This is a genomic window from Actinacidiphila guanduensis, from assembly GCF_900103985.1.
Classification (GTDB): Bacteria; Actinomycetota; Actinomycetes; order Streptomycetales; family Streptomycetaceae; genus Actinacidiphila; species Actinacidiphila guanduensis.
Window position 1 is genome coordinate 307230 of sequence record NZ_FNIE01000007.1, and the last position, 25279, is coordinate 332508.

Here is a 25279-nt window from a genome sequence, read left to right on the forward strand (position 1 = left end):
CCGGGACATCCCGAGACACCCCGAGAGACACGAGAGTCGCCGAGATGCCTGTCGAGTCGGTCTTCCCGCGCCTGGAAGCTCTGCTGCCGCACGTCCAGAAGCCGATCCAGTACGTCGGCGGTGAGCTGAACTCCACCGTCAAGGACTGGGACGCCGCCGATGTCCGCTGGGCGCTGATGTATCCCGACGCGTACGAGGTCGGCCTGCCCAACCAGGGCGTCATGATCCTCTACGAGGTGCTCAACGAGCGCGAAGGCGTCCTGGCCGAGCGCACCTACAGCGTCTGGCCGGACCTGGAGGCGCTGATGCGCGAGCACGGCGTGCCGCAGTTCACGGTCGACGCCCACCGCCCGGTGCGCGCCTTCGACGTCTTCGGCCTCAGCTTCTCCACCGAACTCGGCTACACCAACATGCTCGCCGCGCTCGACCTGGCCGGCATCCCGCTGGACGCGGCCGACCGCACCCTGGACGACCCGGTCGTGCTGGCCGGCGGCCACGCCGCCTTCAACCCCGAGCCGATCGCCGACTTCATCGACGCCGCCGTGATCGGCGACGGCGAGCAGGCCGTGCTCACCATCACCGACGTGATCCGCGACTGGAAGGCCGAGGGCCGGCCCGGCGGGCGGGACGAGCTGCTGATGCGGCTGGCCCGCACCGGCGGGGTGTACGTCCCGCGGTTCTACGACGTGGAGTACCTCCCCGACGGCCGGATCGGCCGCGTGGTGCCCAACCGCTCCGGCGTGCCGTGGCGGGTCTCCAAGCACACCGTGATGGACCTGGACGAGTGGCCGTACCCGAAGCAGCCGCTGGTGCCGCTGGCGGAGACCGTGCACGAGCGGATGTCGGTGGAGATCTTCCGCGGCTGCACCCGCGGCTGCCGGTTCTGCCAGGCCGGGATGATCACCCGCCCGGTGCGGGAGCGGTCGATCACCGGCATCGGCGAGATGGTCGAGAAGGGGCTGGCGGCCACCGGCTTCGAGGAGGTCGGCCTGCTGTCGCTCTCCTCGGCCGACCACAGCGAGATCGCCGACATCGCCAAGGGCCTGGCCGACCGGTACGAGGCGGACAAGATCGGCCTGTCGCTGCCCTCGACCCGGGTGGACGCCTTCAACATCGACCTCGCCGACGAGCTGACCCGCAACGGCCGCCGCTCGGGCCTGACCTTCGCACCCGAGGGCGGCTCGGAGCGCATCCGCAAGGTCATCAACAAGATGGTCAGCGAGGAGGACCTGATCCGCACGGTCGCCACCGCGTACGGCAACGGCTGGCGGCAGGTGAAGCTGTACTTCATGTGCGGGCTGCCCACCGAGACCGACGAGGACGTGCTGCAGATCGCCGAGATGGCGAAGAAGGTGATCCAGAAGGGCCGCGAGGTCACCGGGCAGAACGACATCCGCTGCACCGTCTCGATCGGCGGCTTCGTGCCCAAGCCGCACACGCCCTTCCAGTGGGCGCCGCAGCTGGGCGTGGAGGAGACCGACGCGCGGCTGGAGAAGCTGCGCGACGCGATCCGCGGCGACCGCAGGTACGGCCGCAACATCGGCTTTCGCTACCACGACGGCAAGCCGGGCATCATCGAGGGCCTGCTCTCGCGCGGCGACCGCCGGGTGGGCGACGTGATCCGCGCGGTGTACGCCGACGGGGGCCGCTTCGACGGGTGGCGCGAGCACTTCTCGTACGACCGCTGGGTCACCCAGTGCGAGCGGGTGCTGCCGGCCCACGGCGTGGACCTCGCCTGGTACACCACCCGCGAGCGCACCGCCGAGGAGGTCCTGCCCTGGGACCACCTGGACTCCGGCCTGGACAAGGACTGGCTCTGGGAGGACTGGCAGGACGCCCTGGACGAGACCGAGGTCGACGACTGCCGCTGGACCCCCTGCTTCGACTGCGGCGTGTGCCCCGCGATGGACACGGAGATCCAGATCGGCCCCACGGGCAAGAAGCTCCTCCCGCTGACCGTGGTCAACTCCGCCTCCGGGCAGGGCTGACGGCAGCTCCGCACGTATGAGGGGTGCCCCTCGCGGTTCGGGTGACCGGGCCGCGGGGGGCGTCTTTTTTGGCGGAATTATTGATTCCGGGGGAATGAGGGGCGGGGATTCCTGGGGGTGAGGGACGATATGTCCGTCAGGGGGGCGGGGGAGTGGTGGAGAAATAGCGGGAGTGCGTGCGGGACGCACGGGTTCCGGATGTGAGGATCGTAATCAACCGTGTCGCCGACGGCTCGGCGTGTGCTTCAATGCAGAGGACTTGATCGGACGCAGATAATATGGCGCCCGAAACACCTCGCAGACCAAGGGGAAACTGGACGTGTTGAAGAAAGCCGCTGCCGTCGGTGCCACCGCTGCGTGTTTCCTCTGGGGCGCCGCCTCCCTGTCCGCGGCCCACGCCGCGGAGCCGGCCGCTCCGCGCGCCGCCGTCGTGCACTCCGTCCCGACCACCGCCCAGCCCGACATCACCAAGGTCGCGGGCTGCTCCATCTCCTACACCACGCACGAGGCAGACGCCTACTGCGACAGCGGGTCCCGCTACTACGGCGAGGACTACTACCTCTATATCGAGGCGTGCAACGTCGACGGCTGCGAGTACTTCCGCGGCACCGAGGGGCTCAACGGCGAGACGGTCTCCATCGCCAACGTCGGCTCGAACTGGTTCATCTCCTCCGGCAGCACCGACTGGGTCGACTTCGAGTAGTTCCCGGACAATCCGGAACACCCCGCTCCGGAAATCGCGGTCACCGATTTCTTCCAAGAGTGTCCGCGTGTCCTTGCCAGGTGTGTGCGCGTGAAATTCCGCCGTCCTTCCACTGCGCTTTCCGCTGCCTTTTCCCATAAGGGGATGTGAAAAGCGCTGCCCGCAGGTCCCGCAATTCCGGTGGCGCGCCGGGGGAAACCGGGCCGGGCGGCGTCCCCACCGACGAAAGGCACTCGGCATGTTCCCTCCACCGCGGCGGCCCCGGCGCCGCCGCAGACTCCGCATCGCCGCGCTGTGCACCGCTGTCATGGCCGCGGGGCTGCTCGCCGCGCCCGCCGCCACGGCGAGCGGCGGCACCAAGGCCGCCGGCTCCGGCGACGGCGACGCCAAGAAGGCCCCCGCGACCTCGAACACCGCCTCGCACGGCGCTCCCGACCACGTCACCGACGCCGGCAAGGACCTGCCCAAGGGCTGGCGCACCTCGGCCGACCGCGCCGTCACCCTCGCTCCCGACAGCGACGGCGTGCACGTCCTGGCCGCCGACAGCAGCAAGGCGTACCGCTGGCGGACCGTCACCACCCTGGTGGAGCCGGGCTTCGACAGCGACCTTTGGACCGGCAACTTCTGCCTCGCCGACCGCTCGCACGCCGTCGTGGTCTACGCGCCGCGGGAGTTCGCCGACGCCCAGGAGCTCATGGAGCGCGGGGCGTTCACCGCGATCGTGGACCTCGACACCGGCAAGGTGCACAAGCTCGCCGCCAACGCCTCGCTGGCCTACTTCGACCCCTCCTGCGACCCGGTCGCCCACACCGCCGCGATCACCCAGCTCACCGACGACCGCACCCGCGTAATGACCGTGGACACCCGCGGCGCGACCCGCTCGACCGCCACCCTGGACGGCGAGATCACCTCCGCGGTGCCGGACGGGGACCGCCTGCTGGCCGCGTCCGGCAACAAGGTGGTCAGCATCTCCCGTACGGGCAGGACCAGTTCGGTGGCGACCGCGAGCGGCACCCCGTACGGCATCCGCGCCGACAAGGGCGGCGGCGTGGACTTCCTCGACAGCAGCGGCCGCGAGGAGCGGGCCCACCGGGTGCACGCGGGGCACACGACCACGCTCGCCACGGGTGCGGTCGGCACGATCGGCCTGGCACCGGCCGCCGACGGCCGGGTGTTCCTGACCGGCACCCCGAAGACGACCGCCAAGCTGCCCGCCCAGGTGGCGCGGGTCGCGGCCGACCCGCAGGCCGACCTGTCCACCGAGGGCGGCCTGGCCGTCAGGGACGCGGTGACGCCCGGCCTGCACACGCACGTGGCCGACCGATCCTCGGCGGCGACCGGCCCCGCGCCGACCGCCGGGCACGCCACCCTCCGGGCCACCGTCACCGCCACGGGCGCCGACCTGGACTTCTCCGCCCAGGTGGCGCCGACCGCCGGGGCGGCCTCGGGCGCGGCGACCTCGCCCTCGCTGGCAGGCGCGGACAAGGCGCACGCGCAGGCGGCTTCCGCGGCCACGTCCTCCTCGACCGTCGATGCCGACCGCTCCTGCTCGATCGCGCGCAACGACCCGGCCGCGATGGCCCTGCAGCCCACGCCCAACCAGGTCGAGTGGGCCGTCGACATGGCCGTGCGCAAGGACCTCACCTCCGGCTACCTGGAGCAGCAGAGCTGGCGCAGCGCCGAGGGGCTGGGCACGTCCGTGGACCCGCAGGGGATGTTCCCGCTGCCGGACTTGAACACCGGCGGGCAGATACCGTCCCAGGTGCTCCTGGGCATCCTCGCCCAGGAGTCCAACCTGTGGCAGGCCACCTCGCACGCCGATCCCGGCGAGTTCGGCGACCCGCTGATCGGGAACTTCTACGGCACCAACATCTACGCGGGCACCGCGGGTTACGACCCGGACCGGATCTGGAAGGTGGACTGGGACAAGTCCGACTGCGGTTACGGCGTCGGCCAGGTCACCGACGGCATGCGGCTGGCCGGCCGCACCAAGCCCGGCGAGACCGCCCTGCCGGCCGACCAGCAGCGCGCCCTCGCGTTGGACTACACGGCCAACATCGCCTACGCGGCCCGGCTGCTGGCCCAGAAGTGGAACGAGCTGCACACCTCCTCGGTGCACCTGGCGATCAACGACGACGACCCGTCGAAGATGGAGAACTGGTTCGCGGCCGTCTGGGACTACAACTCCGGCTTCAACGCGCCCGGCACGGCGAGCAATTGGGGCCTGGGCTGGTACAACAACCCGGCGAACCCGATCTACCCGAGCACCCGCCACCCGTTCCTGGACGGCAACAGCTACTCCGACGCTGCGAAGCCGCAGCAGTGGCCCTACGAGGAGAAGGTCGAAGGCTGGGGTGCCTGGCCGATCGACACCGGCCACTCCTACGACGACAGTGGCAACGAGCAGCAGAAGGGCGACCCGGGGTACGGCAGCGCGGGTTACGCGGCCGCCTGGTGGACCACCGACCTGCAGCGCAGCCAGGTGAAGCCGCCGATCGCGACCTTCTGCGCCACGGGCGTCAACGACTGCGACATCAACGACCCGCCCACCTGCGAGGTCGACCACAGTGGCGACCCCGACTGCGACACCCCGCACTGGTGGCACGCGTCGGCGACCTGGAAGCCGGACTGCTCGTCGTCCTGCGGCCACGGGCAGATCCGGTACGTGACGCTGCGGCACGAGCCGGGCCGGGCGAACCCGGCACCGCCGCCGTGCGACACCTCCGCCCTGCCGTCGGGGTCTGTCGTGGTGGACGATGTGCCGTCCGGGACGCCGGAGCCGCGCTGCCCGGTCAACACCTTCGCCGACCAGGGCACCTTCACCTTCTCCTTCCCGGAGGACGAAGAGGGGCACTACGAGTCCCGGGAGGACCTGTGGGAGATCGGCGGTGGGTTCGACGGGCACTACTGGTTCTCGCACGGGCGCGAGCCGAACAACTGGGACAACCTGCTGGAGACCACCGGCACCTGGAAGCCCACCAGCCTGCCGACGCGGCTGTACCAGGTGAAGGCGTACATGCCGTTCCTCGGCAGTAAGACGAAGTCGGCGCTCTACCAGGTCGACGACGGCGCGGGGCACCACTTCTCCCGGGAGGTGAACCAGGACAGCGTGACGAACGGCTGGGTCACCGTCGGCTACTTCCAGTTGGGCACCGGCGCCTCGGTGACGCTGACCAACGTCACCGGCGACGGCTCCTCCGGTGACACCGACGTGGCCTACGACGCGCTGGCGTTCGTGCCGTTCCAGGGCACCTGGCAGCACCACACCTTCGACGCGGTGTCGATCTTCCCCAGCGACATCGACCTCGACACCTCCACGCCGAGCCAGATCGACAGCCCGATGCGCAACCGGGGCACGCTCTACGACTGGGCGCACTCGGTGACGGCCGGCGGCCGCACGTGGGACAACAGCGGTTCGCTGACCGGCCTGACCAACTTCCCCGTCTGCGTGTCCGGCACCCGCACCGGCTCCTGCGTGGGCCCCGCGGTCGCCTCCGCCGCGAGCGCGTGGAGCGCCCAGGTGGAGGCGGCGGGCACCGATCCCGGCAACTCGCCCTCGCAGGCGGACTGGATGGGCTTCTCCAACCCCACGCCGCCCAGCACGATCGACCCGGACAACTCCTTCACCGATGACAGCTCGTACAAGATCAAGACGCACATCGACGCCCAGTACGTGACCGGCCCGGACGGGAAGATCGTCCCCGGCAGCGAGCAGGTCACCGACACCGACCGGACCGGGAACACCGACCTGGCGCAGTTCGTGCTGGACTTCGTGCACGCCACGGTCTCCGACTACGGCAGCCTCGGGGTCACCCTGCCCGACCTGTCGTTCACCGGCACCGACCCCAACAGCTACGGTGCCACCGGCTACGTGGCGAACCCGCTGGCCACCGGGGTCACTCCGGGGCAGGCGTACGTGGAGCGGGTGCAGAACGACGGGATCGACAGCTCCGGCACCTGCCTGGACACCAAGATCGTCAGCGGCGGCAGCCTCGGCTACCGGATGCTCGACGCCCAGGACAGCACCGACGCCAACCTCAGCGCCTGGGTGAACAAGCTCTACTCGCTGGCGCTCATCGGGCAGGTACCGCAGGAGGTGGCCGATGCGGCGGGCGACATGTACAACCTCTTCTTCAAGAAGGCGTCCGTCACCGAGGGCAAGCTCCTCGGCTCGTTCTTCAACATGGCCCCGCCGATCTGGCAGGACGTCAGCATGGCGTTCTGCGCGGACGGCACGGTGAAGCCGACGCACGCCACCGACGACATCGACGACAGTCCGACGATGGGCCTGGTGTTCCAGAGCTACATGCCCGACATGTACCTGTACCTGGACGGGCACCAGGTCGACGAGAGCGGGCACCCGTCCTCGGGGCCGGTGCAGCGCGGCGACTTCGCGCTGTTCTCGAACATCCCCGGCATCACCGGGGACCCGGACCAGAACGCCTACGGGCTGTGCGCGGTCGACCTGCGCGGCAACGGCGGCAACCCGTGGGAGATCCAGGCGCTGCCGGAGAACTTCCCGGTCGGCCGGCCCAAGGCGGCCGAGTTCTGCGACGGCACCTGACCGCCGGGACACAGCTGACGCGCTGATGGTGCACGACACCGCGGGGTCCGGCCGGCGCACACCGCCGCCCGGGCCTCGCGGCCCGCCCGGATACGATGGCCGGGGCGGCGGGACCGCCCCGGGGAGGGACTGCGGTGCGAGCGCTGGACGTGCGTACGGTGGGGGCCGCCGCCGTGGGAATCGCGATGGTGGGCGCGGCCTCGGCGGTGCTGTCCGGCCGGCCCGGCGCGCTGACCGCCCCCGACCCGCTCTTCGTGTGGTGGCTGGGTGCCGCCCTGGTGCTCGGCGGGCTGGGCGCCGCGCTGCTGCTGAACCTCGCGCCGCCGCGCGCCGGGCGCGCCTGGCGGCCGCCGTTCGTCCTCGCGGTGCTGCTGCTCGGCTGCTACACCGCCGTCTTCCCGGCGGCTTTCGCGCTGCTCTTCTTCGTTCCCGAGGCGCTCGGCGCCTGGCTGGTCGCGGGCGTGCTCGGCCTGCTCGGCGCGGTGCGGTTGTGGCAGGGCCGCGCGCGGGGTGGGGTGTACGCGGCGCTGCCGCCGCTGCTGCTGGGCGCCTGCGGCGTCGCGGTGCCGCCCACCGCGGACCGCGGCCACGGCTACCCCACCCTCGGCGGCTGGGCGGGCATCGCCGCCGGGGTCGTCCTGCTGCTGCTCACCGCCGCGGCCGGCGCGAGCGGGCGGGACGGGCGCGGCTGAGCGCGCCGGGCACGCGGTGCGCCGGGGGAGGGGCGCGTGCAGGTTGTCCACAGGGCTGGGGAAGGCGGTGTGTGGGTGCTGCCGCACGGCGTAACCTTGGTCGGGTAGGAGTTTCCCGGGCGCGCCGGCCAGGCGCGCGGCGGGAGCAGCGAGCGCACCGGAGGAGCCGACCGGGGCCGCGCACCGGACGGCCGCGCCGCACGCGTCCCGGAACGAATCCCGGGGCCGGCGGGCGGGCGCGCCACCGGTCCGCCGCGCACGTACGAGGACCGGCGGCCGGCGGCCGGGCAGAGACGAAGGACTGAAGGACACTGGGGAAGCGACAGCCCGAAGGCCCGCCGCCGGCACCAGCGGTGCAGCGCATCCGACTGCGCTACACCAAGCGCGGCCGCCTGAGGTTCACCAGCCACCGGGACTTCCAGCGCGCGTTCGAGCGGGCGCTGCGCCGTGCCGGGGTGCCGATGGCGTACTCGGCCGGGTTCACCCCGCACCCCAAGGTCTCGTACGCGAACGCCGCACCCACCGGCGTCGCCAGCGAGGCGGAGTACCTGGAGATCGCGCTCGCGGCCGCGCGGGACATCGAGCCGCTGCGGGCGATGCTCGACGCGTCGCTGCCCCCGGGCCTGGACGTGATCGACGCCGTGGAGGCCCGCACCTCGGGCCTCGCCGAGCGCCTGGAGGCGTCGGTCTGGCAGTTGCGGCTGGACGGCGTGACACCGCAGGAGGCCAAGGACGCCGCCGCGGCGTTCCTGGCGGCGGAGAGCGTGGAAGTACAGCGCAGCACCAAGAACGGGACGCGCACCTTCGACTGCCGGGCCGCGGTGACGCGGCTCGAGGTGGTCGATCCCCAGGAGTCCGGCGCGGCCCACCCGCTCGTCGACCGACACACCGAACACACCGAACAGGGTGCCGATGGGCCGCAGGACGGCGCCTGTGCGATACTGCGGCTGGTTGTGCGGCATCTGACACCTGCCGTACGGCCCGACGACGTACTGTCCGGCCTCCGCGCGGCGGCCGGCCTCGCGCCGCCGGTCCCCGCTGCGGTGACCAGGCTGGCGCAGGGGCCGCTCGACGAGGAGTCCGGCACGGTCACCGACCCGCTCGCGCCCGATCGCGACGCCGTGGCGGTACCGGCCGGTTCCGCCTAGGTACGGCGTCGACGCGTCGCCGACGCACCGGGAGCCACCCGGGTCCGGCGGCGCTGACCACTTGAGACTTTCGTCGGCGGCCCACCGGGTGCCGACGAGCCAGACAGCAAGCTCCCGTGCGGCGCCCGCGCCCCCGGCGGCCGGCCGCGAATCCAAGCGGCCCGCAGGCCCCGGACCAGGCCCGGCGCCCGGGAGCACGACGGGAGCACTGCCCGAATGCCCGAGAACGAGCCGACCACCACCGGGAACACCCCGGACACCACCGAGACCGCCGCGGCCGACGAGACCGCAGCCCCGCGCCGCCGCCGGCGCGCCGCCTCACGCCCGGCCGGACCGCCGGCCGCCGCCGAAGAGGCGCAGGCCGAGGCGCCCGCCGCCGAGCCCGCCGAGGCCGAGGCACCTGCCAAACCGCGCCGCCGCGCCACCCGCAAGACCGCCGCGGCGGCCACCGAGGCGCCGGAGAGCACTCCGGAGAGCGCCGAGGCCGAGGCCCCGGCGAAGCCGCGCCGCCGTACGACCCGCAAGACCGCCGCGGCCGCACCTGCCGAGCCCGCGGCCGCGCCGGCCGCCGAGCCCGCCGGCGAGCCCGCTGCCTCCGAGGCCGAGGCGCCCGCGAAGCCGCGCCGCCGTGCCACGCGCAAGACCGCCACGCCCGCGCCCGCCGCCGAGGAGGCCGCGCCCGCCGCGCCCACTGAGGCGGTCCCGGCCGAGGCGCCGGCCGCCGAGGCCCCCGCCGCGGCGGAGGAGCCCGCCGCTCCCGCCCGTACCCGGCGTCGTGCCACGCGCAAGGCGGCCGCGCCGGCTCCCGCCGAGGAGGCGGCCGCGGCCGAGCCGGTCGCGGAGCCCGCCCCCGCGGCGACTTCCGAGGCCGCCCCCGAGGCGCCCGCCGCGCAGGAGCCCGCTCCCGCGCGCACCCGCCGCCGGGCGACCCGCAAGGCCGCCGCCCCCGCGGGCCCGCCCGCCGCCGCCGAAGAGGCCGCGCCCGCCGCGCCCACTGAGGCGGTCCCGGCCGAGGCGCCGGCCGCTGAGGCCCCCGGTGCCGCGGAGGAGCCCGCCGCTCCCGCCCGTACCCGGCGCCGTGCCACGCGCAAGGCGGCCGCGCCCGCTCCCGCCGAGGAGGCAGCCGCCCAGACGCCCGCCGCCGAGGCCCCCGCCACCCCCGCACAAGCCCCCGCACAAGAGGAGCCCGCCGCGAGCGGCCGTTCGCGGCGCCGGACCCGTCAGGCCCCGCCCGTGCCGACGTTCTCCGCCGGCGAGGGCTCGCGGCGGCTCAAGCCCGGCGCCCTCGCGCCCCGGGACGAGGAGCCGCAGCCCGACGCCGGGCAGACCGAGTACACCGGCCGGGCGCTGCCCGACGGCGACGGCTGGGCCGTCGAGATCGACGGCGCCTACGAGATCCGCGGCTACGGCGAGACCGTCGAGGAGGCCACCGCCGACGCCGCCCAGGCGCTGTCCACCGCGTTCGGCCTCCCGGCCGCGTCGCTGACCATCGAGGTCCGCACCGAGGAGGGCGCGCCTCCGCGCGGCCGCCGCAGGGCGACCCGCCCGGCCACCGCCGTCTTCCAGGCCCCGGTCTTCCAGGCGCCCGAGGCCCCCGTGGCCGAACCGGCCGCCGAGGCCGGCACCGACACGGAGACCGAGGACGCCGAGGCCGAGGAGCGCACCCCGCGCCGCCGCCGGCGCCGCCGCGCCGCCGCGGACCAGGTGACCACCGTCGCCGACGAGCCCGAGGTCGAGTCCGCGCAGGACGCCGAGACCGAGGAGGAGCCCGAGGACGTCGAGGAGGTCGACGCCGAGCACGGCGAGGACCGTCCGTCCCGCCGGCGCCGCCGCGGCGGTCGCCGTCGCCGTCGGGGTGAGTCCGCCGAGCACGAGGGCGAGTCCGCCGCCGAGGACGATCAGGACGCCGAGGACGGCGGGCAGGGCGAGGCCGAGGACGCCGACGAGGAGCACGACGAGGACGCCGAGGCCGGCTCCTCCTCCAGCAGCCGCCGCAGGCGCCGCCGCCGTCGCCGCGGCTCGGACGCCGGTGAGCCGGACGGCGCCGCCGCCGACGACCCGGAGCGCACCGTGGTGAAGGTGCGCGAGCCGCGCGCCTCCCGCCTGGAGGGCGGCACCGGTGTGGACGAGGTGCAGTCCATCAAGGGCTCCACCCGCCTGGAGGCCAAGAAGCAGCGCCGCCGCGAGGGCCGCGAGCAGGGCCGCCGCCGGGTGCCGATCATCACCGAGGCCGAGTTCCTGGCCCGCCGCGAGGCGGTCGAGCGCGTCATGGTGGTGCGGCAGAACGGCGAGCGGACCCAGATCGGTGTCCTCGAGGACAACGTCCTGGTCGAGCACTACGTCAACAAGGAGCAGGCGACCTCGTACGTCGGCAACGTCTACCTCGGCAAGGTGCAGAACGTGCTGCCGTCGATGGAGGCCGCCTTCGTCGACATCGGCAAGGGCCGCAACGCCGTGCTGTACGCGGGCGAGGTCAACTTCGAGTCGCTGGGCCTGTCCGGCGGCCCGCGCCGGATCGAGTCCGCGCTGAAGTCCGGCCAGTCGGTGCTGGTGCAGGTCACCAAGGACCCGATCGGCCACAAGGGCGCCCGCCTGACCAGCCAGGTCTCGCTGCCCGGCCGCTACCTGGTGTACGTGCCCGAGGGCTCGATGACCGGCATCAGCCGCAAGCTGCCCGACACCGAGCGGGCCCGGCTGAAGTCCATCCTGAAGAGGATCGTCCCCGAGGACGCGGGCGTGATCGTGCGCACCGCGGCCGAGGGCGCCAGCGAGGACGAACTGCGCCGCGACGTCGAGCGCCTGCAGGCGCAGTGGGAGGACATCCGCCGCAAGGCCAAGACCGGCAACGCGCCGACCCTCCTGTACGGCGAGCCGGACATGACGGTCCGCGTGGTGCGCGACATCTTCAACGAGGACTTCTCCAAGGTCATCGTCAGCGGCGACGAGGCGTGGCAGACCGTGCACGACTACGTCGCGCACGTCGCCCCCGACCTGGTGGACCGGCTGTCGCGGTGGACCTCCGAGACGGACGTGTTCGCCACGTACCGGATCGACGAGCAGCTGCTCAAGGCGCTGGACCGCAAGGTGTGGCTGCCCTCGGGCGGCTCGCTGGTGATCGACAAGACCGAGGCGATGGTCGTGGTCGACGTCAACACCGGCAAGTTCACCGGGCAGGGCGGCAACCTGGAGGAGACCGTCACCCGCAACAACCTGGAGGCGGCCGAGGAGATCGTCCGCCAGCTGCGGCTGCGCGACCTCGGCGGCATCGTCGTGATCGACTTCATCGACATGGTGCTGGAGTCCAACCGCGACCTGGTGATGCGGCGGCTGCTGGAGTGCCTGGGCCGGGACCGGACCAAGCACCAGGTGGCCGAGGTCACCTCGCTCGGCCTGGTGCAGATGACCCGCAAGCGGGTCGGGCAGGGGCTGCTGGAGTCCTTCTCCGAGACGTGCGTGCACTGCAACGGGCGGGGCGTCATCGTCCACATGGACCAGGCGACGACCACCGGGGGCGGCGGCAAGCGCAAGCGGCGCCGCGGCGGTGCGGGCGAGCACGACCACGAGGTGGCCGAGGTCGCGGGGAGCCACGAGGAGCACGAGCACGAGACGGCCGCCGAGGTGCTCTCGGAGGCCGAGGAACTGCCCGAGCTGGAGCCGATCGAGATCGGCGAGTCGGACCTGGTGCCGGCCGTGGGCGACCCCGAGGAGGAGTGGTTCGGCAGCGCCGCCGAGGCCGAGGCCGCGGCGAACGGTTCCCGGCGCGGCCGTCGGCGCGGTTCCCGCAAGGCCACGGCTCCCGCGGGCGCGCCGCCCGCGGCCGACCACGAGCCGGAGCCGGCCGTGGTGGTCGTACCCGTCAGCGAGCCCGAGGTCGAGCAGCCGGCGTCGCCGGCCGAGCCGGTGGTCTCCACCGAGCCGCCCGCGCGCACCCGGCGCCGCGCCACCCGCAAGGTGACCGCGCCCGCGGGTGCCCCGCCGGCGGCCGACGCCGAGGTCGTCGTGGTCGCCGCCGCGGAGCCGGCCGCCGCGGTCGTCGCCGAGCCGGAGCCGGCCGTCTCCACCGAGCCGCCGGCCCGCACCCGGCGCCGGGCCACCCGTAGCGTCTCCGCGCCCGCGGGCGCGCCCGCCGCGGAGGAGGCCGCGGTGGTGGTCGTCCCGGCCACCACCGAGGAGGCTTCCGCCAAGGCCGAGCCCGAGCCCAAGAAGCGGGCCGCGCGCAAGGCGCCGGCGAAGAAGGCTGCCGCCAAGAAGACGGCGAAGAGGGCCGCGGTGGCTGAATAGCGGCGGCGGGGGGTGCCCCAGCCGCGGGGTACCCCCCGCCCCCCGCCGCCGGGGTTCCGCCGTCTCCGGCCGCCAGGCCGGTCCTGGGCTGGGCGCGCAGTTCCCCGCGCCCCCAAGAACGGCTACTCGTCTGCCCCGCCCCGCCGTCTCCGGCCGCCAGGCCGGTCCTGGGCTTGGCGCGCAGTTCCCCGCGCCCCCAAGAACGGCGACCCGTCTGCCCGCACCTCGCCGTTCCCGGCCGCAGGCCGGCCCTTGGATGAGCGCGCAGGGCAAGGTTTTCAGGGGCGCGGGGAACTGCGCGACCAGCCCGATCCGGCGTGCGGCCGGGAACACGGGAGAGCTCCTACGGCGGGTTGCCGTCCTCGGGGGCGAGGGAAGCGGGGGCGCCCCTGCGGCGGGTTGCCGTCCTCGGGGGCGAGGGAAGCGGGGCGTACCCGGCGTGGTAAATTGGAGCTTCGGCGCTGACCGCGCCCTTCCCCCGAGCACCTTCCTCCCGGCCCCGCCGGGAGAGGCGGCTCACCCTGAGGACGACGAGCCGCTGGCATCGGGGGTCCGAATCGAGCGAGAGAGTGAGTTCCGCGTGTACGCGATCGTGCGTAGCGGTGGCCGCCAGCACAAGGTGGCCGTCGGCGACATCGTCGAGGTTGACAGGATCCCCACCGGCAAGGTCGGCGACGCGGTCGAGCTCTCGACGCTGCTCGTCGTGGACGGCGAGGCTGTCACCAGCGACCCGTGGGTGCTCGCCGGGATCAAGGTCGAGGCCGAGATCGTGGACCACCACAAGGGCCAGAAGATCGACATCCTGCGCTACAAGAACAAGACCGGCTACCGCCGGCGCCAGGGTCACCGCCAGCAGTACACAGCGCTGAAGATCACCGGCATCCCCGCGGCCGCCAAGTAAGGACTGAGGGAGACTCAGAGAGATGGCACACAAGAAGGGCGCGTCGTCCACCCGGAACGGCCGCGACTCCAACGCCCAGCGGCTCGGCGTCAAGCGCTTCGGCGGCCAGGTCGTCAACGCCGGCGAGATCATCGTCCGCCAGCGCGGCACCCACTTCCACCCGGGCGCGGGCGTCGGCATCGGCAAGGACGACACGCTGTTCGCCCTGTCCGCCGGGGCGGTCGAGTTCGGCACCAAGCACGGTCGCCGTGTCGTGAACATCGTTCCGGCCGCCTGAGGCAGGCCGCAGGAACTCTTCGAGGGCGGACCCGTTCCCCGGTCTCCGGGCGGCGGGGCCGCCCTCGAACGCGTTGTACCCGTGATTTTCTGGAGGAAGCACCATGACCACCTTCGTGGACCGCGTCGAGCTGCACGTCGCCGCGGGTAACGGGGGGCACGGCTGCGCCTCCGTGCACCGGGAGAAGTTCAAGCCGCTCGGCGGGCCGGACGGCGGCAACGGCGGGCGCGGCGGCGATGTGATCCTGGTCGTCGACCAGGACGTCACCACGCTGCTGGACTACCACCACAGCCCGCACCGCAAGGCCACCAACGGCAAGCCGGGCGAGGGCGGGAACCGCTCCGGCAAGGACGGCACCGACCTGGTGCTGCCGGTCCCCGACGGCACCGTGGTCCTCGACTCCCAGGGCGAGGTGCTCGCCGACCTGGTCGGCCAGGGCACCAGCTTCGTCGCGGGCCAGGGCGGCCGCGGCGGCCTGGGCAACGCGGCACTGGCCTCGGCCCGCCGCAAGGCGCCCGGCTTCGCACTGCTCGGCGAGCCCGGTGTCGCCCGCGACATCGTGCTGGAGCTGAAGACCGTCGCCGACGTGGCGCTGGTCGGCTACCCGAGCGCCGGCAAGTCCTCGCTGATCTCGGTGCTGAGCGCGGCCAAGCCGAAGATCGCCGACTACCCGTTCACCACCCTGGTGCCCAACCTCGGTGTGGTCACCGCCGGTTCCACCGTCTACACGATCGCCGACGTGCCCGGCCTGATCCCCGGCGCCAGCCAGGGCCGGGGCCTGGGCCTTGAGTTCCTGCGGCACGTGGAGCGCTGCTCGGTGCTGGTGCACGTGCTCGACACCGCGACGCTGGAGTCCGACCGCGACCCGTTGAGCGACCTCGACATGATCGAGGAGGAACTGCGCGCGTACGGCGGCGGCCTGGAGAAGCGGCCGCGGCTGGTCGCCCTGAACAAGGTGGACGTGCCCGACGGGCGCGAACTCGCCGAGCTGGTCAGGCCCGAGCTGGAGGCGCGCGGCTACCGCGTCTTCGAGGTGTCCGCGGTCGCGCACGAGGGGCTGCGCGAGCTGTCGTTCGCGCTGGCCGAGATCGTCGCCGAGACCCGCGCGGCCCGGCCCGCCGAGCAGCCCACCCGGGTCGTGATCCGCCCGCAGGCCGTGGACGACGCCGGGTTCACCGTGACCCGCGACGGCGAGCTGTTCCGGGTGCGCGGCGAGAAGCCCGAACGCTGGGTGCGGCAGACCGACTTCAGCAACGACGAGGCGGTCGGCTACCTCGCGGACCGGCTCAACCGGCTCGGCGTGGAGGAGGAGCTGGTCAAGGCCGGCGCCAAGGCCGGCGACGGCGTGGCCATCGGCCCGGACGAGAACGCCGTGGTCTTCGACTGGGAGCCGTCGCTGGCGGCCGGCGCCGAGATGCTCGGCCGGCGCGGCGAGGACCACCGGTTCGACGCCCCCCGCCCGGCCGCGGCCCGCCGCCGCGACCGCCAGGCCCAGCACGACGAGGCGGCCTCGGCCTTCCGCGACTTCGACCCCTTCGACAAGGACTGAGCCGCGCCGGCCGGCGCCCGGGAGCGACCGGTACCCGGCGAGGGGCACGCGGGGAGAGGGCCGGCCGGCGCCGGCCCTCTCCCGTATTCCCGGGTTCACCTGCGCACTTGCGGGCAGCCGCACACCGGCACGACGCGAAGGCGTTCGACCTGTCCCACGCGATGGTGAACGGACGGTTGCGGGCAGAGGGGTCCCGCCTTGCAGGACGGTTACCGGGGGTGAGACGATCCGGATACCCCTCGATTGCCGCTAGGTAGGTTTCCCCTTGTCCGAGCAACTCGCCGCCACCCGCACGACCGCCGTCATCCTCGCCGGCGGGACCGGGCAGCGGGTCGGCCTGTCGATTCCCAAGCAGCTGCTGAAGATCGCCGGCAAGGCCGTGATCGAGCACACACTCGCCGTCTTCGAGGAAGCGGAGGCGATCGACGAGGTGATGGTGCTGATGGCGCCCGGCTACGTGCCCGAGGTCGAGAAGATCGTCGCCAAGGCGGGCCTGACGAAGGTGACCCGCGTCGTCGAGGGCGGCAGCACCCGCAACGAGACGACCGAGCGCGCCATCGCGCTGCTCAGCGAGGGCCTGGCGCCCGGCGAGGAGCGCAACGTGCTCTTCCACGACGCCGTCCGCCCGCTGATCTCCCAGCGCGTCATCGCCGACTGCGTGGCCGCGCTGGCCCGCTACGAGGCGGTGGACGTGGCGATCCCCTCGGCCGACACCATCATCGTCACCCGCACCCACGGCAGCGATGGCGAGTTCATCACGGACGTGCCCGACCGCTCCCGGCTGCGCCGCGGCCAGACCCCGCAGGCATTCCGCCTGTCGACCATCCGCCGGGCCTACGAGATCGCCGGTGAGGACCCCAACTTCCAGGCCACCGACGACTGCTCGGTGGTCCTGAAGTACCTGCCCGACGTGCCGATCCACGTGGTGCCGGGCGAGGAGCACAACATGAAGGTGACCACCCCGGTGGACGTCTTCATGGCCGACAAGCTCTTCCAGCTCGCCTCCACCGCCGCCCCCGGCCAGTCCGACGAGGCGGCCTACCGCGACCTGCTGTCCGGCCGCACCCTGGTGGTCTTCGGCGGCTCCTACGGCATCGGCGCCGACCTCGCCGCCATGGCCGAGGGCTACGGCGCCCGGGTCTTCGCGCTCGGCCGCTCCACCACGGGCACCCACGTCGAGGACCCCGAGCAGGTGGACGAGGCGCTGGCGCAGGCGTACGCGGAGACCGGCCGGGTGGACTACGTGGTCAACACCGCGGGCGTGCTGCGGATCGGCCGGCTCGCCGAGACCGACACCGCCACCATCGAGGAGGCGCTGCGGGTCAACTACCTGGCCCCGGTGCAGATCGCCCGCGCCGCCCACAAGTACCTCGCCGAGAGCCACGGCCAGCTGCTGCTCTACACCTCCAGCAGCTACACCCGCGGCCGCGCCGAGTACAGCCTGTACTCCTCCACCAAGGCGGCCATGGTGAACCTCACCCAGGCGCTCGCCGACGAGTGGGCCGCCGACGGCATCCGCGTCAACTGCGTCAACCCCGAGCGCACCGCCACCCCGATGCGCACCAAGGCGTTCGGGCAGGAGCCGGCCGGCACCCTGCTCTCCTCCGAGGCGGTCGCCCGCACCTCGCTGGACGTCCTGCTCTCCCCGCTCACCGGCCACGTGGTGGACGTCCGCCGCGAGGACCCGATGCAGGGCCTGGCCGGCGCCAGCGGCATCGAGCGCGCGCTGGCCCAGGTGCTGGCCCGCGGCGAGGAGGAGTAGCGGCCCCGAGGCCGTCCACCGCGCCGGACCGACCGCGCACCCACCCGCACCGCTGCACCGTTTCTCCCATGGCATCACCCCGACATTGCACAGGAGCAGCCCTCTCGTGATTTCAACCGCCGTTCGCTTGGCTCGTGTGGAGACCGCCGGCGAACTCGCCGCGGCGCTGCTGATGCTGCTCAGCTATCCGTGCCTGGTGGTGGCCGCGGCCCTGCCGAACCTCTGGTTCTTCGCCGTGGCCGGAGCCGTCAGCTATGTCACGGACTGGTTCCTGCACCAGCGCCGCGCCTACCTGATCAACCGGCTCGGCAAGGCCCGCGCCGGCGTCTCGGTGCGCTTCCTGCTGCGCGAGCTGACACTGGTGCTGCTGCTGGCCCAGATGAACCTGGCCAACGACCGGGTGTTCTCGGCGGCGATCGTCTGCTTCCTGGCCTTCTACGGGATGCAGGCCCCGCACGCGGCGCTGGTCACGCTGATCCGCAACCGCCGCAAGCTGCCCTTCAACACCCGCAACATCGACCTGACCGGACTGAAGGTCACCGACGCGCCGCCGAGCCTGCTGATGTCGCGGGCCGCGGAGAAGATCCTGCACCTGGACGTCTTCGCGGTGATCGGCTTCCTGGTGTACGCGCACGGCGGGCCGGTCGCGTTCGCGTACACCGGCACCGTGCTGACGCTGGGCCTGGGCGTGCTCTACACCCTTGCGCTCGCGCCCTACCTGATGCGCCGGCGGCGCCCGGCGAACGCGGCCAAGGCGCTGGAGTTCATGGACGGCTGGCTGCGGGCGTACAAGCCGACGACCGTGCTGTACTTCTCCGGCTCCGCGGACTCCGCGTACCAGGTGAACATGTGGCTGGAGCCGCTGGCGGAGATGAAGGGCGAGCGGCCGCTGGTGATCCTGCGCGAGCGGGCGATCCACCTGCAACTGGCCGACACCGCGCTGCCGGTGCTGTGCGTGCCGGGCGCGGTGCACCTGATGAACATGGACCTGTCCACAGTGCGGGTGGCGCTCTACCCGGCGAACGTCGGCAAGAACATCCACCTGCTGCGGGTGCCCACGATGAAGCACGTCTTCGTCGGGCACGGCGACAGCGACAAGCTCGCCAGCGTCAACCCGTTCAGCAAGGCGTACGACGAGGTGTGGACGGCCGGCAAGGCGGGCCGCGACCGGTACGCGCTGGCCGACGTCGGCGTGCGCGACGAGGACATCGTGGAGGTCGGCCGCCCGCAGCTGGCCGGGATCGAGCCCTGGGACGGCACGGCCGCCACCGGCATCCCGACGATCCTGTACGCGCCCACCTGGGAGGGCTGGACCGACGACCCGGGCAACACCTCGCTGCTGCTGGCCGGCGTCAACATCGTGCGCAACCTGGTGGAGAGCCCGACCCCGGTCCGGGTGCTCTACAAGCCGCACCCCTTCACCGGCACTGTGGACCGCCGGGCCAAGCAGGCGCACGACAGGGTCGTCGCGGTGCTCGCCGAGGCGAACGCCAAGCGCGCCGCCGACCCCGCGTGGGCGGCCAGGGTCGCCGAGGGCACCGCGGAGCGGGCCGCGGCCAGGGCCCAGCTGACCGCCGTACAGGCCGAGCTGGACTCCCTGGCGGTCCAGGGCACCTCCAGCGAGGGCGACCCGGCCGTGATGTCGCGCGACTCGATGGCCGACCCCGCGCTCACCGCCCGGCTGGCCGACCTGCGCCGACGCTGGAACGAGGCGTACTGGCGCTCGCTGAGCTCCTGGGAGCACAAGGTCGTCACCGGCCCGATGCCGCACCTGTACGACTGCTTCAACGAGTCCGACGCCCTGGTCTCGGACATCTCCAGCGTGGTCTCGGACTTCGTGGCCACCGGCAAGCCCTACGCCATCACCGATTCGGCCGAACTCGGCGAGGAGGAGTTCAAGCGGCAGAACACCGCCGCCCGGGCCGCGCTGGTGCTGGACAACAAGGCGAGCCGGATCGGCGAGCTGGTGCGGGCCGTGGTGGACCCGGCCGGCGACGTGCTGACCGGCGCGCGCGCCGACATAAAGCAGTACTTGCTCGGCCCCGACGAGCCCACCTCCCTGGAGCGCTTCACCGAGGCCGTGCGCGAACTCGCCCGGAAGGCCGACGTGCGGCTGCTGCAGCAGGCCGCCATGGGCCAGACGGGTGAAACCGGCCCGGGTTCCCTCCTGGAGGGCGAGGCACGTGCGGAAATGGAGCAGCACGCCGCCGAGCGGCGCGCCGACGAGGAGCTGGCCGCGGATGTCCAGGAGGGGAACACCAGGTGACCCCCGGGTATGCTCGCTGCGGGGCCGCGGGTCGCCGCCCGCAGTGACCGCCCCCACCACCCACAGCATGGGACGACTGACGTGAAAGCACTAGTGCTCTCCGGGGGAGCGGGCACCCGCTTGCGCCCGATCACCCACACCTCGGCCAAGCAACTGGTGCCGGTGGCCAACAAACCGGTGCTCTTCTACGGCCTGGAGGCCATCGCCGACGCCGGCATCACCGAGGTCGGCATCATCGTCGGCGACACCGCCGACGAGATCCGCGCCGCGGTCGGCGACGGCTCGGCGCTCGGCATCCAGGTGACCTACATCGAGCAGGAGGCCCCGCTCGGCCTCGCCCACGCGGTGCTCATCGCCCGGGACTTCCTCGGCGAGGACGACTTCGTGATGTACCTCGGCGACAACTTCATCGTCGGCGGCATCACCGGTCTCGTCGAGGAGTTCCGCGCCGAGCGGCCGGACGCGCAGATCCTGCTCACCAAGGTGCCGAACCCGACCTCCTTCGGCGTCGCGGAACTCGACGACCAGGGCCGGGTGCGCAGCCTGGAGGAGAAGCCCAAGCAGCCCAAGAGCGACCTCGCGCTGGTCGGCGTCTACCTCTTCACGCCCGCCGTGCACGAGGCGGTGCGCTCCATCGAGCCGTCCTGGCGCGGCGAGTTGGAGATCACCCACGCCATCCAGTGGCTGATCGACCAGCAGCGCGACGTGCGCTCCACCACGATCTCCGGCTACTGGAAGGACACCGGCAACGTCACCGACATGCTGGAGGTCAACCGGTCGGTGCTGGACACCATCGAGCCGCAGATCGACGGCCAGGTGGACGCCGAGAGCGAGATCATCGGCCGGGTCCGGATCGAGCCCGGCGCGAAGGTCACCGGCAGCCGGATCGTCGGCCCGGTCATCATCGGCGCCGACTCCGAGGTGACCGACTCCTACGTCGGCCCGTACACCTCCGTCTCGGAGGAGTGCCGGATCGCCGACACGGAGATCGAGTACTCGATAGTGCTGCGCGGCTCCTCGCTCACCGGCGTCCGGCGTGTGGAAGCCTCCCTCATCGGGCGCAACGTCGAGGTGACCCCCGCCCCCCGCAACCCGGCCGCGCACCGCCTGGTGCTCGGCGATCACAGCAAGGTGCAGATCTCGTCATGACCGACCGCATACTGGTGACCGGGGGAGCCGGCTTCATCGGCTCCCACTACGTACGCACGCTGCTGGGCCCCACCGGTCCCGGCGACGTCGAGATCACCGTGCTGGACAAGCTCACCTACGCGGGCAACCCGGCGAACCTCGACGAGGTGCGCGCGCACCCCGGATTCCGCTTCGTGCAGGGCGACATCTGCGACGCCGACCTGGTCGGCAAGCTGCTCGCCGAGCACGACCAGGTGGTGCACTTCGCCGCCGAGTCGCACGTCGACCGGTCCATCCTGGGCGCCACCGAGTTCGTCCGGACCAACGTGGCCGGTACCCAGACCCTGCTGGACGCCGCGCTGCGCACGGGCCTTCGCACCTTCGTGCACATCTCCACCGACGAGGTGTACGGCTCGATCGACGAGGGCTCCTGGCCGGAGACCGACCCGCTGCAGCCCAACTCGCCCTACTCGGCGTCCAAGGCGTCCAGCGACCTGATCGCGCTGTCGTACTTCCGCACCCACGGCCTGGACGTGCGGGTGACCCGGTGCTCCAACAACTACGGGCACCACCACTTCCCGGAGAAGGTCATCCCGCTGTTCATCACCAACCTGCTGGACGGCAAGCACGTCCCGCTCTACGGCGACGGCGGCAACGTCCGGGACTGGCTGCACATCGACGACCACGTCCAGGGCATCGACCTGGTGCGCACCAAGGGCCGTCCGGGCGAGGTCTACAACATCGGCGGCGGCACCGAGCTGTCCAACAAGGAGCTGACCGCGCTGCTGCTGGAGGCGTGCGGCGCCGGCTGGGACATGGTCGACCACGTCCAGGACCGCAAGGGCCACGACCGCCGCTACTCGGTGGACTGCACCAAGATCAGCACCGAGCTGGGCTACGCTCCGCGCAAGGACTTCGCCACGGGCCTGGCCGAGACCGTCGCCTGGTACCGGGAGAACCGGGCCTGGTGGGAGCCGCTGAAGGAGCGCGCCGCACTGTGAAACCGCCCCACGCGACCTGGCTGGTCACCGGCGCGGCCGGCATGCTCGGCCAGGACCTGCTGGTCCGGCTGCGCACCGAGCCCAACACCGCGGTGGTGGGCCTGGGCAGCGCCGCCCTGGACATCACCGACGCCGAGGCGGTGGCCGCCGCCGTCGCCGAGTACCAGCCGGTCGTGGTCGTCAACTGCGCGGCTTGGACGGCCGTGGACGACGCCGAGGAGCACGAGGCCGAGGCCGCGCGGCTCAACGGCGACGGCCCCCGGCACCTCGCCGAGGCGTGCGCCAAGCACGGCGCCAAGCTGCTGCACGTCTCCACCGACTACGTCTTCGGCGGCGACGCCGAGCAGCCGTACGCCGAGGACGCGGCCACCGCGCCCCGCAGCGCCTACGGCCGCACCAAGCTCGCCGGCGAGCAGGCCGTCCTCCAGACGCTGCCCGCCGACGGCCATGTGGTGCGGACCGCGTGGCTCTACGGCGCGGGACGCGGCAACTTCGTGCGCACGATGATCAAACTGGAGGGCGTGAAGGACACCCTCGACGTGGTGGACGACCAGCGCGGCCAGCCCACCTGGACCGCGGACCTCGCCGACCGGCTGGTCCGGCTCGGCGTCGGCGCCCTCGACGGCACCGCGCCGCCCGGCGTCTACCACGGCACCAGCGCGGGCGAGACCACCTGGTTCGGCTTCACCCGGGAGATCTTCCGCCTGCTGGGCGCCGACCCCGAGCGGGTGCGGCCCACCACCAGCGAGGCGTTCAAGCGGCCCGCGCCGCGCCCCGCCTACAGCGTGCTGGGCCACGACCGCTGGCAGCAGGCCGGCATCGAGCCGATCCGCGACTGGCGGGAGGCCCTGGCCGAGGCGTTCCCCGCCCTGGTGGCAGCCGAGCGTGGCTGAGGCCGCGGGCACCGCGGGGGGCGGCAGAGGACCTCTGGGGGTGCTCCGCCGGGCCGCAGCGCTGCTGCCGCCCGGCACCTCGCTGGTGGGCGCGGGCACGGTGGTGCTCGGCCTGGCCAGCTACATCCAACTCGCCGCCGCCGGGCGGGCGCTGCCCTCCGACCGGATGGCCGGGGTGTCCGTGCTGTGGACGCTGGTCTTCTCGGTCGGGCTCGGCCTGTTCTTCCCGGTCGAGCAGGAGGTGACGAGGCTGGTCGCCGCCCGAGTGGTGGCGGGCAGGCCCGTCGCCCCGGTGCTGCGCCGGGCCGCCGTGGCGGCGCTGGTGCTGCTGGCCGCGGTGTGCGTGCCGCTCGCGGTCTTCGCCCACGCCGTCGCCGGGCGGCTCTTCGACGGGGACACCGCCCTGGTGGGCGCCCTGTGCGCGGCCTTCGCCGCCCTCGCGCTGGCCTATGTCACCCGCGGGGTGCTCGCCGGCACCGGCCACTTCGCCGCCTACGGCTCCCAACTTGCCGTGGACGGCGTGCTGCGGGTGGTGCTCTCGGTGGTCCTGGCCGCCGCCCACACCCGGCAGGCCCTGCCGTTCGCCGCCGTGCTGACCGTGCCCACCTTGGTCTCGGTGGCCGCCACCGCGCCCTGGGTGCTGCGGGCCGCCCGCCCGCTGCCCGGCGGCCCGGTGCTGCGCTGGTCGGTGCTGCGGGCCGGGCTGCTGGCGCTGATCCCCGCCACGCTGCTCGCGCAACTGCTGGTGAACATCTCGGTGATCAGCGTGAAGCTGCTGGCGCCGCACGACACCGCCTTTGTCACCGCCCTGCTCTCCGCGGTCGTCCTCGCCCGGGTGCCGCTCTTCGTCTTCGGCTCGCTGCAGGCGTCGCTGCTGCGCGGGCTGTCCACCGCCGTCGCCGCGGGCGACCGGGCCGCCTACCGCCAGCTGCTGCTGCGCACCTCGGCGTTCACCGCGCTGCTGGGCGGCAGTGGCGGCGCGGTCGCGGTGGCGTTCGGGCCCTGGCTGGTGCCCCGGCTGTTCGGCACGCCGGCCCTGCTCGGCTGGAGCGACTTCGCGTGGCTGTCGGCCGGCACCCTGTGCTACATGATCGCCATGGTGCTGGGCCAGGCGCTGCAGGCGATCGGCGGCCACAGCGGCCAGTTGCTGGCCTGGGTGGTGGGCACCGCGGTGCTGGTCGGCGTGACGCTGAGCCCGCTGCCGATCCGCGACCGGGTCGAGATCGCGTACACCGCCGGCGCCGCCGTTACCGTACTGATGCTCACCATGCGGGTGATGTGCACCGCCAGTCTGCAACCTGTGCGCCGTATGTCCCGTCAAGCTGGTTGGACGGATGCCATACAGGGGGTGAACCCCGGGAAGCATCGGCAATCGGTTGAGTAGACGACGGAAGGGTGCGCTGTCATGGTGGTCACCGCCACGCCGGCCCTCGGGCGAAGGCGCGCGTACCGGGACGTGTGGATCATCATCCCCGTGTACAACGAGGCTCCTGTCATCGGCGGGGTGGTCACGGAGGTGCTGCGCACCTTCCCCAACGTGGTCTGTGTGGACGACGGCAGCAGCGACGGCTCGGCCGAGCGCATCGCCGCCACCCGCGCCCACCTGCTGCGGCACCCCGTCAACCTCGGCCAGGGCGCGGCCCTGGAGACCGGGCTGCGCTACGCGCTCGCCCAGCCCGGCGCCGAACGCTTCGTCACCTTCGACGCCGACGGGCAGCACCGGGTCGACGACGTGCTCGCCATGCTCGACCTGGCCGGCCAGCGCTCCGCCGACGTGGTACTCGGCTCCCGCTTCCTCGGCCCGGAGGGCGAAGTCCCCTGGCAGAAGCGGATCGTGCTGCGCACCGCCGCCGCCGTCAGCCCCACCGCCCGGCGGCTGAAGCTCTCCGACGCGCACAACGGGCTGCGGCTGTTCAACCGCAAGGCGGCCTCCCGGCTGCACATCACCATGAACGGCATGGCGCACGCCTCGGAGATCACCGGCTTCCTCGCCCGCTCCGGACTGAGGGTCGCCGAGGCACCGGTGACGATCCGCTACACGGACTACTCCCGGACGAAGGGCCAGTCGCTGATGAACGGCGTCAACATCCTCTTCGACCTGTCCTTCACCAACAAGAAGGGCTGAC

The 25279-nt window shown here is 72.9% G+C and carries 16 protein-coding genes; all 16 read left to right on the plus strand.

Annotated elements, in window-relative coordinates; translation table 11 throughout:
- Positions 1-44: 44 nt before the first annotated feature.
- Positions 45-1988 carry a TIGR03960 family B12-binding radical SAM protein gene (locus BLR33_RS17575; protein WP_093785426.1) on the plus strand — a complete coding sequence of 648 codons (1944 nt, stop codon included), beginning with the start codon at positions 45-47 and terminating at the stop codon, positions 1986-1988.
- 322 nt (positions 1989-2310) lie between these two features.
- Positions 2311-2691, plus strand: a complete 381-nt coding sequence (locus tag BLR33_RS17580) for a hypothetical protein (RefSeq protein ID WP_143031705.1) — start codon at positions 2311-2313, stop codon at positions 2689-2691.
- A gap of 238 nt (positions 2692-2929) precedes the next feature.
- Positions 2930-7255: a golvesin C-terminal-like domain-containing protein gene (locus tag BLR33_RS17585; protein WP_143031706.1), complete on the plus strand. Its 4326-nt coding sequence runs from the start codon at positions 2930-2932 to the stop codon at positions 7253-7255.
- Between the two features lie 134 nt (positions 7256-7389).
- On the plus strand, positions 7390-7947 hold the full coding sequence (locus tag BLR33_RS17590; RefSeq protein WP_093785429.1) for a hypothetical protein: 558 nt from the start codon (positions 7390-7392) through the stop codon (positions 7945-7947).
- A gap of 353 nt (positions 7948-8300) precedes the next feature.
- Positions 8301-9095, plus strand: a complete 795-nt coding sequence (locus BLR33_RS17595) for a TIGR03936 family radical SAM-associated protein (protein ID WP_093785430.1) — start codon at positions 8301-8303, stop codon at positions 9093-9095.
- 216 nt (positions 9096-9311) lie between these two features.
- Entirely contained in the window at positions 9312-13376 is a 4065-nt protein-coding gene (locus tag BLR33_RS17600; RefSeq protein WP_093785431.1) for an Rne/Rng family ribonuclease, read from the plus strand.
- A gap of 580 nt (positions 13377-13956) precedes the next feature.
- A complete protein-coding gene (gene rplU / locus BLR33_RS17605) occupies positions 13957-14277 on the plus strand; it encodes a 50S ribosomal protein L21 (protein ID WP_093785432.1) in 321 nt (106 codons plus the stop codon).
- Positions 14278-14299: 22 nt separating this feature from the next.
- The gene (rpmA, locus tag BLR33_RS17610) at positions 14300-14554 is read left to right on the plus strand and encodes a 50S ribosomal protein L27 (RefSeq protein WP_093785433.1); all 255 of its coding nucleotides are present in this window, start codon (positions 14300-14302) and stop codon (positions 14552-14554) included.
- 103 nt (positions 14555-14657) lie between these two features.
- Positions 14658-16103, plus strand: coding sequence for a GTPase ObgE (obgE, locus tag BLR33_RS17615; RefSeq protein WP_093785434.1), 1446 nt, complete (start codon positions 14658-14660; stop codon positions 16101-16103).
- Between the two features lie 265 nt (positions 16104-16368).
- Positions 16369-17865 carry a bifunctional cytidylyltransferase/SDR family oxidoreductase gene (locus tag BLR33_RS17620; protein ID WP_093785435.1) on the plus strand — a complete coding sequence of 499 codons (1497 nt, stop codon included), beginning with the start codon at positions 16369-16371 and terminating at the stop codon, positions 17863-17865.
- 106 nt (positions 17866-17971) lie between these two features.
- Entirely contained in the window at positions 17972-20131 is a 2160-nt protein-coding gene (locus BLR33_RS17625; RefSeq protein ID WP_245771473.1) for a hypothetical protein, read from the plus strand.
- 81 nt (positions 20132-20212) lie between these two features.
- The gene (locus tag BLR33_RS17630; RefSeq protein WP_093785436.1) at positions 20213-21280 is read left to right on the plus strand and encodes a glucose-1-phosphate thymidylyltransferase; all 1068 of its coding nucleotides are present in this window, start codon (positions 20213-20215) and stop codon (positions 21278-21280) included.
- Positions 21277-22260 (plus strand): dTDP-glucose 4,6-dehydratase, encoded by a 984-nt coding sequence (gene rfbB, locus BLR33_RS17635; RefSeq protein WP_093785437.1) that lies wholly within the window; start codon positions 21277-21279, stop codon positions 22258-22260. The genes BLR33_RS17630 and rfbB overlap by 4 nt, the downstream gene beginning before the upstream one ends.
- Positions 22257-23153, plus strand: coding sequence for a dTDP-4-dehydrorhamnose reductase (gene rfbD / locus BLR33_RS17640; RefSeq protein ID WP_265737041.1), 897 nt, complete (start codon positions 22257-22259; stop codon positions 23151-23153). The genes rfbB and rfbD overlap by 4 nt, the downstream gene beginning before the upstream one ends.
- Before the next feature lie 40 nt (positions 23154-23193).
- Positions 23194-24537, plus strand: a complete 1344-nt coding sequence (locus tag BLR33_RS17645) for a polysaccharide biosynthesis protein (protein ID WP_093785438.1) — start codon at positions 23194-23196, stop codon at positions 24535-24537.
- Positions 24538-24558: 21 nt separating this feature from the next.
- Positions 24559-25278: a glycosyltransferase family 2 protein gene (locus tag BLR33_RS17650; protein ID WP_093785439.1), complete on the plus strand. Its 720-nt coding sequence runs from the start codon at positions 24559-24561 to the stop codon at positions 25276-25278.
- Position 25279 lies beyond the last annotated feature (1 nt).